We start from the raw sequence: 16940 nt of genomic DNA on the forward strand, positions 1-16940 counted from the left end.
AAAAGATAAGGAGTTTACCATGGCTAGTTTGAAAATGTTGCATGCTTGCTTACGGGTTGAAAATTTAGAAGCATCTCAAAAATTTTATGAGGAAGCCTTTGGTTTCAAGGAAACCCGTCGCAAGGATTATCCAGAACACAAGTTTACCCTAGTTTATTTAGCACTCCCCGGTGATGATTTTGAAATTGAATTGACCTACAATTATGGTCATGGACCTTACACAGTGGGAGATGGTTTTTCACACCTGGCTCTCTCCTCAGATGACCTTGAAGGGGACAATGCGAAACACAAGGCGTTAGGCTATCAAACTACTGATTTGTCAGGTTTGCCAGGCAATCCAGGGCGCTATTACTTTGTGACAGACCCTGACGGCTATCGTGTCGAAGTGATTCGGGCAGACTAATTCTCTATAACCGCAAAATTGAGCTATTTGGCTCAATTTTTTGTGTGGAAGACTAAAATTTCAAGTTTTTTTATGATATCCATTGACAGAGACTGACAAATGCATTAGTATAGTTTGGATAGAAAAGAAAGAGTTTAGAGAAGTGAAGAAGATAGTCCTTATTATTGTTAATCTGTTACTGGTTGCCTTGTTGGGTGTATCCAGTTTTTATTTATACAAAGTCTTACAAAATCGAGAAATAACACGGTTTATCGAGTCAAAACAAACGCATTTTATTCCAAAAGGTCAGTACGATCAACAGAAGGGAAATGTTGATTATCGGTACGTTATAGCTTATTTTCCTAAGGATTCGGAAGGTCATCGCATCGCTCCGGTTGAAAAAATAATTCATCAAAGAATTAAGCAGGGTACACGGGCTAAAGAAAAATCAACAGGCAAGATGAAGGAGCTATTGTTTGTTTCGACAGTAGACATGCCGAGCCATATTCCAAATGTGAGACGAGTTGAGATTTTTTCGGAAGCTTACAAAGTTTCTGGTTTTAAGATTCAACCTTTGGATAACGAAAAGCCTCAGGAGATCTTATTGACAGAAAGCAATCAGCGTTTTAGTTTGTCTGATTTGTTTGCGGATATGGGAAGGGCAAAGGGCTTGTTTGCAGAAAAAATAAAAGCTGACTTAGAGAGCCAGCAAGCAGCTCCCGAGCATGTTAAGGCCTACCTTGCTACTTTTGAAGACTTGGATTTGCAGCATGTGGAGTTTACCTATGAAGCGAGTCAGATTGTTCTTCACCTTTCAGAGCAGGAAGTTGGACTTCCTACTGTGACAGTGGCAATCAACGAGTTTTTTGATGTTGTGAGAGAACATTATTTAGTGGAAGCGGATCGCAAAGCCTATGAAACTTACCAAGCTGAGAAACAGCGCAAAGCGACAGAGAGAATGGTTGCTCTGACTTTCGACGATGGTCCTAATCCAAAAACCACGCCAGCGCTTCTAGATATTTTGAAAAAACACAATATTAAGGCGACATTTTTCATTTTAGGTCAAAATATTGCCGGCAATGAGGGGATTATTAAGCGTATGGTGGCAGAGGGACATGAGATTGCCAATCATTCTTGGAGCCATCCCAATTTTACAACCCTTTCTTCAGAACAAGTCAAACAGGAAGTCGAGCAGACTCAATCGGCTCTCGAGAAGATTACAGGTCAGAGACCACAGATGATTCGACCACCCTATGGTGCTGTAAATCAGAAGGTTATGGAGGCGATGAACTTACCAGTCATGTATTGGTCTGTGGATAGTTTGGATTGGAAAAGTAGAGATGCTAAAGCAATCTTGGAAGTGGTGAAGACCAATACTCGACCGGGAAGTATCATCTTATTACACGATATTCATCAACCAACGGTGGATGCAGTCGAGTCTATCATCTATTATCTAAAGGAACAGGATTATTCACTCGGGACACTTTCCAATCTACTTGGTCCAAATCTTAATCCTAACCTTATTTATTACGACCGTGATGCAAGGCAGCCAGTTCAGTAGACAAGATAAAACGACCTCTAAAAGGTCGTTTTATACTTTGTACAGTTGTTGATTTTTTAGTACCAACTCAGACACAGGAGCATATTGTTTCAGTGTTTTTAGGTCGTTAGGGTTTGAAATAAAGGTAATGACTAGGCCTTCTTTTCCCATGCGCCCGGTACGACCAGCACGGTGAGTGTAGGCCTCCTGATTGCGGGGAAGATCGAAGTTGATCACACATTCCAAATTATCAATGTCGATGCCCCGAGCAACCAAATCAGTAGCTAGAAGGAGGGTAATCTCCTTCTCTTTAAAGCGCTCAATGATGATCTTTCGGAACTTCACATTGACATCAGAAGCTAGGGAGACGACATTGGCTTGTCGATAGGCTAGCTTGTCTTCACTGGCTCCTAAATCTGACAAATTATTAAAAAAAGTAAGAGCTCGGAAATCAGGTATGTTGGTAAATTTTCGTAGCAATTCCAGTCTGTCTCGCTTATCCACTAAGATGTAGCCATGCTGGATATTATCTAAAGAATGGTCGGTCACATCAATGATGACACTATTTTCTGCAATTTTTTGACGGTCAAATTTGGCTGTCGCGCTCATATAAATGAGCTGATGGTTGCGTGCTACGTAGTGAAGAATTTTATCCACAAAGTGGAATTGAGAGTCACTAAAGAGCTCATCAAATTCATCCAAAACGATGATATCGACATTCATCATCTTGATTTTCTTGAGCTTAATCAATTCAAAGATGCGACCAGGGGTTCCGATCAGGATTTCTGGTCCTTTTTTTAAGCGTTCAATCTGGCGTTTCTGACTAGAGCCAGATAGAAAAAGTTGAGGAGTCAGCCCCAGTGGCTCAGCCCAAGTTTTACAAACGTCAAAAATTTGACCGGCCAGCTCAGTATTGGGGGAGAGGATGAGGAGTTGTTGGGCTTTTTTAGGGGTTAGCTTCAGTAGGGTTGGCCATAGATAGGCTAAGGTTTTACCTGTTCCTGTAGGGCTAATTCCCAGTAGATTTTTCCCCTCAAAAATAGGATGAAAAGCTTTTTCTTGGATGGAAGTAGCTTCAGAAAAATTCAGCTGTTGGAGCTGGTCTTGCCAGCTGTTTGGGAAATGTTGGTGCATATTTGCTTCTTTCTAGTCTTCAAAACAAAGAGAGGTCTGATTTTCCCTGTTTTTGAGTATTTCATCTTTTATTATATCATGTTTCATGGTAAAATAGGTGCAGTAAAAAATAGGAGACAATGATGACAAAGAAACCGATTATAATTGGTGTAACAGGTGGTTCAGGAAGTGGAAAAACGAGTGTATCTCGTGCTATTCTAGATAATTTTCCAGACGCTCGCATTTCGATGATTGAGCATGACTCTTATTATAAAAATCAGTCCCATCTGACTTTTGAGGAACGGGTGCTGACCAACTATGACCATCCCCTAGCCTTTGATACAGACTTGATGATTTACCACTTAAGTGAGCTCTTGGCTGGGCGAGCAGTAGACATTCCCATCTATGATTATACCCAGCATACTCGTAGTGACAAAACTTATCATCAGGAACCTCAAGATGTCTTTATTGTAGAGGGAATCTTGGTATTGGAGGACAAGAGACTTCGTGATTTGATGGATATCAAACTATTTGTAGATACGGATGATGATATTCGAATTATCCGTCGGATAAAACGCGATATGGTGGAGCGGGGTCGGAGTTTAGAAAGTGTCATTGACCAATATACCTCAGTTGTCAAGCCCATGTACCATCAATTTATCGAACCTAGCAAGCGCTATGCAGATATTGTCATTCCAGAAGGGGTATCTAATATTGTCGCTATTGACCTCATTAATACGAAAGTCGAAAGTATTTTAAGGGAAAGAAATTAAAATGTCTAAACAAAGAATTCTACCTCATATCATCTTGGGTGTGATTTGTGCTAGTGGTAGTCGGGTATCGGGTAAGCAGATTACAGACTTTGTTTATCGGGAAATCGGAGAGTTTTGGCAGGTAGCGCATAGTCAAGTCTATCCTGAGCTGAAGCGCATGGTCCAAGAAGGTCTTTTGGAAGTCCATCCAGTACCCAATAATGATAAGGAACGACATTACACCATGACGGAACTTGGTCAGTCCTCATTAGATGAGTGGCTGACGGTTCCTAATGAGGAAACTCCTCAACAGAGAGATATTTTCTCTCTGAAGATGTTCTTTATCAGCAGTATGGATGATGAGCGGATTGTAGGACATTTAGAGGGGCAAATCCTCCTCTTGGAAAAACACCTTCAACATCTCTTAAACCGTAAGGAAACTCTCTTTGATAAAGACTATATTGCCAATAATTATGGACATTATCTAGTCTTAGAAAGAGCAATTGCTAGAAACAAGGGTCAGATTGATTGGCTCAAAACAACCCTTTCAAAACATAAAGGCTGATAGTAGTTGGCCTTTTGTTTTTATATATAATTATCAGACAATTTTGATAATAAAGAAAATTCTTGACATATATCCTAAAATACAGTAAAATAAATCTATTCTATCTCAAGGAGCCAGCCAAATGAATCAGTACAGCAGTCAAAATTTATTGTTGCGGCGAGAGGACTAGTGCAAACCAGCATTAGTCCTGTTTGGCTTACCAAGCGGGAATGTAGACATCTCGCTTGAGAAAGTGGGATGTTTTATTTTTCCAAAAAGTGAGGAAAGCTTATGAGAACAGTTGAATTTTTAGATACCAGTCTTCGGGACGGAGAACAGACACCAGGAGTAAATTTTTCGATTAAGGAAAAAGTTGCTATCGCCAAGCAGTTGGAAAAGTGGGGAATTTCAGCCATTGAAGCTGGTTTTCCAGCAGCTAGTCCTGATTCGTTTGCAGCGGTTCAAGCGATTGCCAAAGCCATGACTAGGACGGCAGTGACAGGCTTGGCTCGCTCCGTTAAGGCAGATATTGATGCTTGCTATGACGCTTTGAAGGATGCAAAATTTCCCCAATGTCATGTTTTTATTGCAACCAGCCCCATCCATCGAGAGTTTAAGTTGCATAAAAGCAAGGAAGAAATCCTACGAGCCATTAGGGAGCATGTCTCCTATGCCCGGTCCAAGTTTGACGTGGTTGAGTTTTCACCTGAGGATGCGACTCGGACAGAATTGGATTTCCTTTTGGAAGTTGTTCAAACTGCGGTTGATGCAGGAGCTAGCTACATCAATATTCCTGATACAGTAGGCTTTACGACGCCTGAAGAATACGGTTATATTTTTAAATATCTCATCGAAAATGTTCAAACAAACCGCGATATTCGCTACAGTCCGCATTGTCACAATGACTTAGGAATGGCTGTGGCCAATACACTTTCTGCTATTAAAAACGGAGCTGGTCGCGTTGAAGGAACCATCAATGGTATTGGTGAGCGGGCAGGAAATGCCGCGTTGGAAGAAGTAGCGGTAGCCCTCAATATTCGAGAGGACTACTATCAAGTGGAGAGCCCCATCGTCCTCAAGGAAACAGTCAATACCTCAGAAATGGTCTCACGTTTTTCCGGCTTGCCCATTCCAAAAAATAAGGCTGTGGTGGGTGCAAATGCCTTCTCTCACGAATCTGGAATTCATCAGGATGGCGTCCTCAAAAACCCTCTAACCTATGAGATTATTACCCCTGAGTTGGTGGGTGTCCAATCCAATTCGCTCCCTCTTGGCAAGCTCTCTGGACGCCATGCCTTTGTTGAGAAACTCAAGGAATTGCAGCTGGATTTTGATGAAGCAGAGCTGATGGTTCTATTTGCCAAGTTTAAAAATCTGGCAGATAAAAAGCATGAAATTACCGATGCTGATATCCGTGCCTTGGTAGCAGGGACCACGGTTGAAAATGTGGAAGGATTCCATTTTAGTGATCTCAAACTATCTTCCAATATAGATGAGACTATTACTGCTACGGTCATCATGATGAACCAAGAGGCTGAGACAGTTGATTTGTTGGCAGATGGTCAGGGTTCCGTTGAAGCGATTTTCAATGCTATTGATAAATTCTTCAACCAAACAGTTCGTTTGGATACCTTTAGCATCGATGCGGTGACGGAAGGGATTGATGCTCAGGCTGTTGTGCATGTATCGGTTGAAAATGTGGATACAGATACTATTTTCAATGCAAGTGGTATAGATTTTGATGTGTTGAAGGCTGCAGCTATTGCCTACATCAATGCCAATATCATGGTGCAAAAGGAAAATGAAGGGCAACTAGCCCGTCTGTCGTAAAAGATAAATCAAGAAAGTAATGTGAAATGACAAAAATAATTGTAGCCCTAGCTGGAGATGGGATTGGTCCAGAAATAATGAGTGCGGGCTTGCAGGTTTTAGCAACTATTGCTAAAAAGATTGGTTTTGATTATCAAGTTAAGGAAAAGGCATTTGGTGGTGCTGGAATTGATGCGGTCGGTCATCCCTTGCCAACAGATACTTTAGCGGCAGCCAAGTCGGCTGATGCTATTTTGCTTGCTGCGATTGGGGGACCTCAGTACGATCAGGCACCAGTTCGGCCGGAGCAAGGTTTGCTAGCTATCCGAAAAGAGCTCAAGCTCTATGCCAATATTCGTCCAGTCAAAATTTTTGAAAGTCTAGCCCATTTGTCTCCTCTCAAGGCAGAACGAATTGCCGGAGTGGACTTTGTTATGGTGCGGGAATTGACAGGAGGTATCTATTTTGGAGACCATATTCTGGAAGACAGAAAGGCACAGGATATCAATGACTATTCTGCAGAAGAGATTGAACGTATTTTGCGTCGGGCCTTTGAGATTGCTAGAGATCGACGTAAGTTGGTGACTAGTATCGACAAACAAAATGTTCTGGCGACTTCTAAACTTTGGCGCAAGGTGGCAGATCAAGTAGCCAAGGATTATCCAGATGTGACCCTAGAACATCAGCTAGTAGATAGTGCAGCCATGCTCATGATTACAAGACCGGCTCACTTTGATGTTCTCGTGACAGAAAATCTTTTTGGTGACATCTTGTCTGATGAGGCTAGTGTTTTACCAGGTACTCTCGGTGTGATGCCCTCAGTCTCTCATTCATCGGATGGGCCTAGCCTTTATGAGCCGATTCATGGGTCTGCACCGGATATAGCAGGCAAGGGGATTGCTAATCCTGTCAGTATGATTCTTTCGGTGGCGATGATGTTGCGGGAATCTTTTGGTGAATATGAGGCTGCAAATCGTATTGAGAAGGCAGTAGATAAGGCCTTTAAAAAAGGAATTTTAACAGCAGATTTAGGAGGAAAGGCTTCCACACAAGAAATGACAGAAGCCATTATGAAACAGTTATGACAAGACAGCAAGCACTGAGTTTTGTGATTTTTATTTGGAATTTTTTTGTTTTCTTAGTTTATGGTTTGGACAAAGGCAAGGCACAGAAAGGTCAGTACCGAATTCCCGAAAAGATTTTATTAGGAATGTCTCTGGCTCTTGGGGGTCTGGGAGCCTTAAGTGCTGGTTATTTTTTCCACCACAAGACCCGTAAGTGGTATTTCAAGTTAGCTTGGCTGGTTGGTGTAGTATTTCTCTTGGGGATTTTTTACATGATTTGGAGGTAGAGGATGGCTGGAAAATCAATTGTAGATAAACTATGGGAACGCCATCTGGTAACAGGTGTAGAAGGTCAACCTCAGCTCATGTATGTAGATCAACATTATATCCATGAGGTGACCAGTCCACAGGCTTTTCAAGGACTCAAGGACAATCAACGAAAGGTTCGCAGGCCCGATTTGACCTATGGGACTTTCGATCACAACGTTCCAACAGTCAATATTTTTGATATCCGAGATGCTATTTCCAAGGCTCAGATGGACAAATTAGCAGAAAATCTGATTGATTTTGGTATTGACCATGCTGCTCACGGTTCAGAAAATCAGGGTATTGTTCACATGATAGGCCCAGAAACAGGTCGCACTCAGCCTGGGAAGTTGATTGTTTGTGGTGATAGTCATACGGCGACTCACGGAGCGTTTGGTGCCTTAGCTTTTGGTATCGGAACCTCTGAGGTGGAACATGTTTTCGCCACGCAGACTATCTGGCAGGTCAAGCCCAAGAAACTCTTGATTCGCTTTGTTGGGAGTCCTCCAAAGGGTGTCTATGCCAAGGATTATATACTTGCTCTCATCGCCCGACATGGAGTGGCTCTGGGAGTAGGCTATGCAGCTGAGTTTGTAGGTGAAGCAGTCGATACACTGAGCATGGAAGAGCGTATGACTATTTGCAATATGTCTATCGAATTTGGCTCAAAAATTGGCATCATGAATCCAGACCAGATCACTTATGATTATTTGAGGGATAAGACATGCGTGCCTAAAAATTTTGAAGATGCGGTCAGTGACTGGAAGACCTTGGTCTCGGATGAGGATGCTGTGTATGATAAGGAAATCACGATGGATGTCTCCGATTTAGCACCTATGGTAACTTGGGGAACCAATCCTTCGATGGGTGTATCCTTTGATCAAGTCTTTCCAGCGATCCAGGATATAAATGATGAACGAGCATACGCTTATATGGGATTGCATCCTGGTCAGACACCAGCAGATATTGAATTGGGTTATGTTTTTATCGGTTCTTGTACCAATGCTCGTCTCAGTGATTTGAAGTTAGCTGCTCAGTTTGTAGAAGGAAAAAAAATTGCAGCAAACCTGACAGCTATCGTGGTACCTGGTTCACGACCAGTAAAAAGAGCGGCCGAAAAACTGGGCTTAGATAAAATTTTTATGGAAGCAGGATTTGAATGGCGTGACCCTGGTTGTTCGATGTGCTTGGGGATGAATCCGGATAAGGTACCAGAAGGTCTCCACTGTGCCTCTACGAGTAATCGAAACTTCGAGGATCGCCAAGGTTTCGGAGCTAAGACTCACCTTTGCAGTCCTGCCATGGCCGCAGTTGCAGCCATCCATGGTCGCTTTGTGGATGTTAGGAAAGTGCTAGAAGGGATGTGAGGTAGTATGGAAAAATTCACAGTTTATAGTGGAACCACTGTTCCTCTCATGAATGATAATATTGATACCGACCAGATTTTGCCAAAGCAATTTTTGAAACTTATTGATAAAAATGGTTTTGGTAAATATCTCATGTACGCCTGGCGCTACTCGGATCATCTTTATACGGAGAATCCTGACTTTATCTTCAACAAAGAAGAGTATCGTGGGGCCACCATCCTGATTACTGGAGATAATTTCGGAGCGGGGTCTTCACGTGAGCATGCTGCCTGGGCTCTTGCAGATTATGGTTTTAAGGTGGTCATCGCTGGTTCTTTTGGTGATATTCACTACAACAACGAACTCAATAACGGCATGTTGCCCATTGTTCAGCCACGAGAAGTTCGTGAGAAACTTGCCCAGCTGGAGCCAACTGATGAAGTCACAGTTGATTTGCCCAATCAGAAAATCCTAACTCCAATTGGGAATTTTGGTTTTGATATAGACCAAGAATGGAAGCACAAGCTCATCAATGGCTTGGATGACATTGGTATTACGCTACAATACGAGGACTTAATTGCACAATATGAGAGAAATCGTCCAGCTTATTGGCAAGAATAAAATGGAGCTGAAAGATCACGTATCTTTCGGTTTTTTACTGGCTTGATTTATGCTATAATGGTTCTTATGATAGCTTCAGAAAAATTATCCAATTACCAACTACTGATTGCCCAAGTCGAGGCACTTTTGGAGGGTGAACGCAATGCTCTGGCCAATTTATCCAATGCCTCGGCCTTACTAAATCAAGCCCTGCCTCATTCTGTCTTTACAGGTTTTTATCTTTTTGATGGAAACGAATTGATTTTGGGACCTTTTCAGGGTGGCGTTTCCTGCGTTCATATAGCTCTTGGAAAAGGTGTTTGTGGAGAATCTGCTCAGACCCAACAGACCATTATCGTAGACGATGTGACCACTCACGAAAATTATATTTCTTGTGACTCGGCAGCCATGTCTGAAATCGTAGTACCTATGATGAAGGATGGTCAGCTTCTGGGTGTTTTAGACTTGGATTCTCGTTTGAAGGCCGATTACGATGCTGTTGATCAAGAATATCTAGAAAAATTTGTAGCAATTTTGGTTGAAAAAACTGACTGGAACTTTGCTATGTTTGGAGAGAAAAACTAATGTACCAAGCTTTGTATCGCAAATACCGCAGCCAGACCTTTGAGGAAATGGTAGGTCAAGAGGTGGTCGCAACGACCCTTCGTCAGGCTATTGAGCAAGGTAAAATCAGCCATGCCTATTTGTTTTCTGGTCCTCGAGGAACAGGAAAAACGTCTGCGGCAAAGATTTTTGCTAAGGCCATGAACTGCCCCAATCAAGTTAAAGGAGAGCCTTGTAATGACTGCTATGTTTGCCAAGCCATTACGGAAGGAAGTCTGGAAGATGTGATTGAAATTGATGCCGCATCCAATAATGGAGTTGATGAAATTCGTGATATTCGGGATAAGTCAACTTATGCGCCTAGCCTAGTCACCTACAAAGTATATATCATCGACGAGGTTCACATGCTTTCCATGGGAGCTTTCAATGCCTTGCTGAAAACCTTAGAGGAACCAACAGAAAATGTGGTTTTTATCCTAGCAACAACCGAACTGCACAAGATTCCAGCTACCATTTTGTCTAGGGTTCAGCGCTTTGAATTTAAGTCCATTAAGGTTCAAGACATCGAGCGTCATCTGGTAGCTATTTTGGACAAGGAAGGTGTCAGTTATAATCCTCAAGCTATTAGTATGATTGCTAGACGAGCAGAAGGTGGGATGCGGGATGCCCTATCTATTTTGGATCAGGCTCTCAGTTTGACAGTGGAAAACCAGCTGACCCTGGAAATAGCTGAAGAAATTACTGGTTCTATCAGCTTGCGCGCGCTAGATGAGTACGTAACTTCTATTCGCGAGAGAAATATACCACAGGCTCTCAACCAACTCCAAATCATCTTTGACAATGGCAAGAGTATGAATCGTTTTGCCACAGACTTGCTTTATTACCTGCGGGATCTACTCATCGTGCAGACAGGTGGGGAGAACACTCATGCTAGTCCTGCATTTGAGGAAAATCTCGCCTTTTCTAGAGAGCAAATCTTTGCCATGATTGATCGGGTGACCACAGGCCTTCAGGAAATCAAGTCCAGTCCGCAACCAAAAATCTATGCAGAAATGATGACCATTCGTTTGGCAGATGTTCCAGAAGCTAGAGGTCAAGAACCTCATGTACCAGCAAACTTATTAGCAGAAATCGCCCAACTTAAGAGCCAGCTAGCCCAATTGCAAGACCAAGTGGCTAATAGCTCTACCAAGGTTTTGACTACCAAGCCGATTGCGCAAAAGCCCCAACAACCAAAAAAATATCGCTTAGATACCAATCGGATTCACGCCATTCTCCAAGAGGCTATGGAAAATCCAAATCAGGCTAGGGAAAATCTAACCCGCTTACAAAATGCCTGGGGTGAAGTTATTGAAAGCCTGTCTGGTGCTGATAAGGCCCTGCTTAATGGCTCCCAGCCTGTTGCGGCTAATGAAAATCATGCTATCCTAGCCTTTGACTCAGAATTCAATGCTGAACAAACCATGAAGAGAGACAATCTCAATATCATGTTTGGCAATATCCTCAGTCAAGCTGCTGGCTTCTCACCGCAAATCTTAGCCATTTCCCAGGACCAGTGGGTACATATCCGAGCGGAATTTTCTGCTAAGGCTCGTGGACGCAAAGAGGAAGTCATACCGGAAGAACCAGCCAATGATCTACCAGCAGAATTTCAATTCCTAGTTGATGAAATCACTATTTTGGAAGATTAGATAAAGCAAAAATCAGCCTTTGAGCTGATTTTTTGGTATACTAGAACTATGAGAATAGCAGAGTTTTTATTTCTGGCTGTGGTCACTGCCCTATCCACCTACTGGATGAATGAGGCTATCCTAGCCGGTTCCTATTTTTGGGCCACCCTCTATGGAATGATAGTGGTCCGCAATCTTTATTTTACCTATCGGGTCAGTCGCTTTATTCGCGTGGTGGAAACCCTCACCAAGAAGAAAGACTAATTTCGCCACTGGAGAGGATTTTTTCCTGTCCATCTGCGAGGCGTACCACCAGATGTCCAGCATCGGTCACATGTGTGGCGAGACCTTGGTATGTTTTTTCTTGTCGCACAAAGCTCACTTGTTTCCCCAAAACGAGTGAGTTTTTTTTGTAAATAGTCATTAACTCTTCTTCGTCTGTATCAAAGAAATTTTTCCAAATCGCTAAAATCAATTCTTGGCGTGTAATACTAGGATTTTCTACAAATAGATTTCCTGCCTTTTGAGCTAATTCTACAGGGAAAGCTGGTAGGTGAAAGTTGATCCCCACTCCGATGATGACATCAGTCACTGTTTGGGCTTCCATAGAAGAGATAGCTTCTGTTAGAACACCAGCGATTTTTTTGCCATTAAGGTAGATATCATTGACCCATTTGATTTGAACGGGGAATTGTGTCAATTCTTGTATGGTTTTGATAATGGCAGCAGCCACCAAGATAGTGTATGGTTTGAAGGCTGTTAAAGGAACGTCGGGAGCGAGGTGTAGGCTCATATATATCCCACCAGTTTTAGCTGCGTAGAAGGGTCTGCCATAGCGCCCTTTAGCAGCTTCTTGATGGGGGGCTAAGTAGAGGGCAGGGGTAGGATGATTGTGGTCAATCCCCATCTTGGCATCCGTTTGGGTAGATTGGCTTTCTTCGTGAAAAAAGACTGGAATCCCCAAGTCTTGACTGAGTTGACTGGGCACCAAAAGGTCGCCTTTGAGAAGTTTGTAACCATGGTGTCTGACAGATTCGATGGTGAGTCCTTTTTTCTCTAAAGTTTGTATTCCCTTCCAGATAGAAGTCCTAGACACATGGAGCTGCTGGGCTAAGTCCTCTCCGCTCACATAGTCCTTTTTTGCCAAAAGGGTGTAGTAGATTTTTTCGTAGGTTTTCATAGGTCTATTATAGCAAAATTCCTCTTGAAAATGGTAGAATAGGAATTGACTAGTAACAGCAAAGGAGAAGAGATGAAAACACTTGATTATATCGTAAAATTAACCAACACACCATCGCCAACTGGCTTTACCACTGCCATTATGGATTATATTCAGACTGAGGTGGAGAGTTTTGGTTATCAGGCTACCAAGACTCCAAAGGGTGGAATTTTGGTGTCTGTCCCAGGAAAAAATGAAAAAGAGCATCGTATGGTAACAGCTCATTTGGATACTCTGGGTGCCATGGTTCGAGCCATCAAACCAGATGGTCGTATTAAAATGGACTTGGTGGGTGGCTTTGGTTATCCTTCAATCGAAGGAGAAAATTGCTTGATTCATGTAGCTAAAAATGGAAAAACCTATACAGGTACTATCCTGATGCACCAGACTTCAGTTCATGTTTATAAGGATGCTAGCACGGCTGAGCGCAATCAAACTAATATGGAAATTCGTCTGGATGAGAAGGTAAAAACAGCAGAAGAAACGAAGGCTTTAGGCATCGAAGTAGGAGATTTTATCTCTTTTGATCCACGGACAATCGTGACAGATTCAGGCTTTATCAAGAGCCGCCACTTGGATGACAAGGTATCGGCCGCCATCCTCATCCACCTGCTCAAAACCTACAAGAAAGAAGGCATCGAGCTGCCTTACACTACCCACTTTTATTTTTCAAACAATGAAGAAATTGGTTATGGGGCTAATTCTAGCATTCCGGACCAAGTTGTCGAATACCTAGCTGTGGATATGGGGGCAATGGGGGATGACCAACAAACAGACGAATACACCGTTTCCATCTGTGTCAAGGATGGCTCAGGACCCTATCATTATGAACTCCGCCAGCACTTAGTTGCCTTAGCGGAAAAAGAGTCTATCCCTTATAAGTTGGACATTTATCCTTATTATGGTTCGGATGCTTCTGCTGCAATGCGGGCCGGCGCTGATGTCCGCCATGCTCTACTGGGAGCTGGTATTGAATCCAGCCATTCTTATGAGCGTACCCATATTGACTCGGTTGTTGCTACGGAGAAGATGGTAGATGTTTATTTGCAATCGGAAATGGTAGAGTAAGCAATATATAAATACACCGCCCTAGAAGTATCCTAGGGCGGTGTTTGAATTAGCTTAGTTTTCCTAGAAAACGTTCGACATCTACGATGTAGCGGGTATGTTGGGCAGTAGCCAAGAGTGTTTGATTGGCATAGGCTTGTAGAGTAAACATGTGCTTGCGCCCATCTTTTTTCCATTCATTGATTTGAATACGAATAGTTTGATGGATTGGGGAAGCAACTAGGTGCTCAATATTTATCTGAGTACCCACGGAGCTTTGTCCTTTAGGTAGATTTTCTTGTAGCACTTCATAGGCTAGGTTTTCCATAAAGGCTACGAGGGCTGGCGTAGATAAGACTTCCAGACCACCTGAACCCATGTTTTTTGCACTGTGCTCAAGTTGAGGATGATAAATTTTTTCTTTCATGTCTATACCTAAATATTTCCCGAAAAAGTATCACTATGTCGAAGATCGCCATATTGGAAACCACGCATAAACCATTTTTGCCGTTGCTCGGAAGTTCCATGAGTAAAGCTATCCGGAACAGTTGTACCATAGGCCGCTTCTTGTAGGGTATCATCGCCAACAGCGTGGGCGGCATTCATAGCCTCTTCAATATCTCCAACTTCTAGCAATCCTTGCCCTTCGACATAATTGGCCCAGGCACCGGCATAGTAGTCAGCTTGCAATTCTAAGCGAACATTGAGGGCGTTGGCTGCTTTATCAGATAGACCTTGGCGTTTTTGCTGGTAGGCTTTCATCGTTCCAAGTTCATTTTGGACATGATGGCCGACTTCGTGGGCGATAACATAAGCCATGGCAAAATCTCCAGCTGCCTTGTATTTGGTGGATAATTCCTGATAGAAGGTTAAATCGATGTAAACCTTGCTATCTGCTGGGCAATAAAAGGGGCCAGCACTAGCAGAACCAACTCCACAACCACCTGTCTGTGTCTGATGGTCATAGATGACCAGAGTAGGCGGATTGTATCGGAGGCCTTCTTTTTTGAATTCCTGTGTCCAAAATTCTTCTGTTGAAGCAAAAACCTTGCTGATGAAGATGGCATCTTCGTCAGAAACAGTTGATGGGGTATAATTTTTTTCATAGTTTGTCTGGGGACTGTTTAATCCTATCAAGTCACCCAAATGACCACCGCCTACAAAGAAGCTAAAAATTAATATGGCAATGATAAACCACTTACCTTTCCCCCTAGAAAATAGGAGTTGGAGTAAGAGTCCATTCATACCATTGCCACCTGAAGGGCCACGGCCAAAGGAAGGACCAGACTGACCACGACGGTCCTCCACACGATTGCTTTGCTTTAAATCATCTAATTTCATATTGTTTCCTAACTTTTGATTTCTCTTTCTATTATAATGAAAGCTGAGCTAAAAAGAAAGAAAATGTGCCGAAAACTTGTATTTTATAAGAGAAAATATAGATTTCTCTTTGTTTATAGTCTCAGAAATTGTATAATAGTCAAAAAGGATTGTGAGGTGGAGTATGTCAACAAATCGTTTAGCCTGGGATGAATATTTTGCAGCTCAAGCCCTGCTCATCGCCAATCGAGCCACCTGTAAGCGGGCCAAGGTTGGAGTGGTTTTAGTGAAAGACAATAAGGTTATCGCAACAGGCTATAATGGTTCAGTATCTGGAACGGAGCACTGTCTTGACCAAGAATGTTTGATGGTGGATGGCCACTGTGTGCGAACGATTCATGCCGAAGTCAATGCTATTTTACAGGGTGCTGAGCGGGGTATTCCTAAAGGTTTTACAGCCTATGTAACCCATTTTCCCTGCCTCAACTGCTCTAAGCAACTGCTTCAGGTAGGTTGCAAGCGCGTGGTCTACATTACCCCTTACCGCATGGATGACTATGCCCAATACCTTTATAAGGAAAAGGAATGTGAGCTGGTTCATCTCCCTCTTGCAAATGTCAAACAAGCCATTTTGGATGCGGAGTTTATTTAAAAATAAAGAAAAAGGCAGCTCAACCAAACTGCCTTTATTTTTGTGTCTATCAATTTTCTGCTTCCCATTTTTGGAAGGTGCTTTCCCATTTTTTATTGACGGAGCTTGCATCTACTTGGCTGACTGCGCCCAACATTTCGTCAGAAATAGAGATTGACTGGTCTTTGTTGACATCTAACACAAGGTAGATGTCACGTAATTCTCCCCAAGTCATACCTGCTAAATCAACAGAGCCCTCTTCCCCTCCAACTGCTTCAAGATAATAGGTATACAAAACGAGTAAGTTTTTGTTGATATCGTCTTTCCCTTGTGCAGCAGTTAACTCCATTTCCAACGGGTAGAAAAACTCTTCATAATTGTCGCGATAAGTTGCTTGAACGTAATATTGATAACTGTCGACAATTGGAACTCGCAGGTGAAGGTAGACTTTGTTGTCTTCAAGTTTTGAAAAAACAACCTCGTACGCTGCAGACTCTTGGAGTGAGTTGATATTGACTTTTAACGCTTTTGGTCCAACTTCCGATAGCTTATAAGTGGTGCCTTTGTAGGGCATTTTATAATTTAAATCAGCCTTCCTGTCCTTTATGAAGAAAGAAAATAGTTTTTCATAAACATCGTTCTCTGAGGTAACACCATAGGCTTTTCGGGTTGCTTGCAGGGTGTTGTTTGAAATATAAAATTCATCCACGATAGAAAGGGCATTTAGGATAGCTTTCTCTTTTATTCCTGCCTTGTATTCCTGAAGCTGATCGTATGCTTCTTTTCTTTTAGTATCATCAACGACAAGTTCGTCAGAAGATGCCAAACTGCCATCCAGTGTTTGTTTGCGATAGGTTTTAGAGTAGGCTGCAGTATTTTCTGCTACATCTATTTCTTTTGTAACAGGTGAGGTAGCACACGCACTCATAGTAGCCAGTGCTAGGACGAAATAACTAGATACGATAGTTTTTTTCATTGCAATTTCTCCTTTTTCTTATTATATCATTTTATGAGAATATGGGTCATAGTGAGG

Annotated in this window: 19 protein-coding genes; 14 read left to right on the top strand and 5 right to left on the bottom strand. The window is 42.5% G+C overall.

What is annotated here, in order from left to right:
- Nucleotides 1-19 precede the first annotated feature (19 nt).
- Together gloA and F602_RS0105865 are read left to right on the top strand one after the other, a co-directional pair.
- On the top strand, nt 20-403 hold the full coding sequence (gene gloA, locus F602_RS0105860) for a lactoylglutathione lyase (RefSeq protein WP_018167030.1): 384 nt from the start codon (nt 20-22) through the stop codon (nt 401-403).
- 142 nt (nt 404-545) lie between these two features.
- On the top strand, nt 546-1943 hold the full coding sequence (locus F602_RS0105865; protein ID WP_018167031.1) for a polysaccharide deacetylase family protein: 1398 nt from the start codon (nt 546-548) through the stop codon (nt 1941-1943).
- 30 nt (nt 1944-1973) lie between these two features.
- Here F602_RS0105865 and F602_RS0105870 read toward each other — a convergent pair whose 3' ends face one another.
- Nucleotides 1974-3056 (bottom strand): DEAD/DEAH box helicase, encoded by a 1083-nt coding sequence (locus F602_RS0105870; RefSeq protein WP_018167032.1) that lies wholly within the window; start codon nt 3054-3056, stop codon nt 1974-1976.
- Nucleotides 3057-3178: 122 nt separating this feature from the next.
- Between F602_RS0105870 and udk the strand changes: the two genes are divergently transcribed.
- The 10 genes from udk to F602_RS0105920 all read left to right on the top strand — a co-directional run bounded on the left by udk (nt 3179) and on the right by F602_RS0105920 (nt 11954).
- Entirely contained in the window at nt 3179-3808 is a 630-nt protein-coding gene (udk, locus tag F602_RS0105875) for a uridine kinase (RefSeq protein ID WP_018167033.1), read from the top strand.
- Nucleotide 3809: 1 nt separating this feature from the next.
- Nucleotides 3810-4352, top strand: coding sequence for a PadR family transcriptional regulator (locus F602_RS0105880; RefSeq protein WP_018167034.1), 543 nt, complete (start codon nt 3810-3812; stop codon nt 4350-4352).
- Between the two features lie 270 nt (nt 4353-4622).
- A complete protein-coding gene (locus F602_RS0105885; RefSeq protein ID WP_018167035.1) occupies nt 4623-6161 on the top strand; it encodes a 2-isopropylmalate synthase in 1539 nt (512 codons plus the stop codon).
- A gap of 26 nt (nt 6162-6187) precedes the next feature.
- Entirely contained in the window at nt 6188-7225 is a 1038-nt protein-coding gene (gene leuB / locus F602_RS0105890) for a 3-isopropylmalate dehydrogenase (protein WP_018167036.1), read from the top strand.
- The gene (locus F602_RS0105895) at nt 7222-7491 is read left to right on the top strand and encodes a DUF1294 domain-containing protein (RefSeq protein ID WP_018167037.1); all 270 of its coding nucleotides are present in this window, start codon (nt 7222-7224) and stop codon (nt 7489-7491) included. The genes leuB and F602_RS0105895 overlap by 4 nt, the downstream gene beginning before the upstream one ends.
- A gap of 3 nt (nt 7492-7494) precedes the next feature.
- A complete protein-coding gene (gene leuC, locus F602_RS0105900) occupies nt 7495-8877 on the top strand; it encodes a 3-isopropylmalate dehydratase large subunit (RefSeq protein WP_018167038.1) in 1383 nt (460 codons plus the stop codon).
- A gap of 6 nt (nt 8878-8883) precedes the next feature.
- Complete coding sequence (gene leuD, locus F602_RS0105905) at nt 8884-9477, top strand: 3-isopropylmalate dehydratase small subunit (RefSeq protein WP_018167039.1); 594 nt, start codon at nt 8884-8886, stop codon at nt 9475-9477.
- A 66-nt stretch (nt 9478-9543) separates the two neighbouring features.
- Nucleotides 9544-10041, top strand: coding sequence for a GAF domain-containing protein (locus F602_RS0105910; protein ID WP_026183327.1), 498 nt, complete (start codon nt 9544-9546; stop codon nt 10039-10041).
- Nucleotides 10041-11711 (top strand): DNA polymerase III subunit gamma/tau, encoded by a 1671-nt coding sequence (gene dnaX / locus F602_RS0105915; RefSeq protein ID WP_018167041.1) that lies wholly within the window; start codon nt 10041-10043, stop codon nt 11709-11711. Before F602_RS0105910 ends, dnaX begins: the two co-directional genes overlap by 1 nt.
- Nucleotides 11712-11759: 48 nt before the next feature.
- Nucleotides 11760-11954, top strand: coding sequence for a DUF3272 family protein (locus F602_RS0105920; RefSeq protein WP_018167042.1), 195 nt, complete (start codon nt 11760-11762; stop codon nt 11952-11954).
- On the opposite strand, the gene birA is transcribed toward F602_RS0105920, so the two are convergent.
- Nucleotides 11935-12870: a bifunctional biotin--[acetyl-CoA-carboxylase] ligase/biotin operon repressor BirA gene (gene birA, locus F602_RS0105925; protein ID WP_018167043.1), complete on the bottom strand. Its 936-nt coding sequence runs from the start codon at nt 12868-12870 to the stop codon at nt 11935-11937. The genes F602_RS0105920 and birA overlap by 20 nt on opposite strands.
- 72 nt (nt 12871-12942) lie before the next feature.
- Here birA and F602_RS0105930 point away from each other — a divergent pair, with 72 nt between their 5' ends.
- The gene (locus F602_RS0105930; protein ID WP_018167044.1) at nt 12943-13977 is read left to right on the top strand and encodes a M42 family metallopeptidase; all 1035 of its coding nucleotides are present in this window, start codon (nt 12943-12945) and stop codon (nt 13975-13977) included.
- Between the two features lie 49 nt (nt 13978-14026).
- Here F602_RS0105930 and F602_RS0105935 read toward each other — a convergent pair whose 3' ends face one another.
- Entirely contained in the window at nt 14027-14383 is a 357-nt protein-coding gene (locus F602_RS0105935; protein ID WP_018167045.1) for a thioesterase family protein, read from the bottom strand.
- Between the two features lie 8 nt (nt 14384-14391).
- On the bottom strand, nt 14392-15297 hold the full coding sequence (gene ypfJ / locus F602_RS0105940; RefSeq protein ID WP_018167046.1) for a KPN_02809 family neutral zinc metallopeptidase: 906 nt from the start codon (nt 15295-15297) through the stop codon (nt 14392-14394).
- Nucleotides 15298-15460: 163 nt separating this feature from the next.
- Between ypfJ and F602_RS0105945 the strand changes: the two genes are divergently transcribed.
- Complete coding sequence (locus tag F602_RS0105945) at nt 15461-15928, top strand: deoxycytidylate deaminase (RefSeq protein WP_018167047.1); 468 nt, start codon at nt 15461-15463, stop codon at nt 15926-15928.
- A gap of 49 nt (nt 15929-15977) precedes the next feature.
- On the opposite strand, the gene F602_RS0105950 is transcribed toward F602_RS0105945, so the two are convergent.
- The gene (locus F602_RS0105950) at nt 15978-16883 is read right to left on the bottom strand and encodes a hypothetical protein (RefSeq protein ID WP_018167048.1); all 906 of its coding nucleotides are present in this window, start codon (nt 16881-16883) and stop codon (nt 15978-15980) included.
- Between the last annotated feature and the right edge of the window lie 57 nt (nt 16884-16940).

Source organism: Streptococcus minor DSM 17118 (assembly GCF_000377005.1).
Classification (GTDB): Bacteria; Bacillota; Bacilli; order Lactobacillales; family Streptococcaceae; genus Streptococcus; species Streptococcus minor.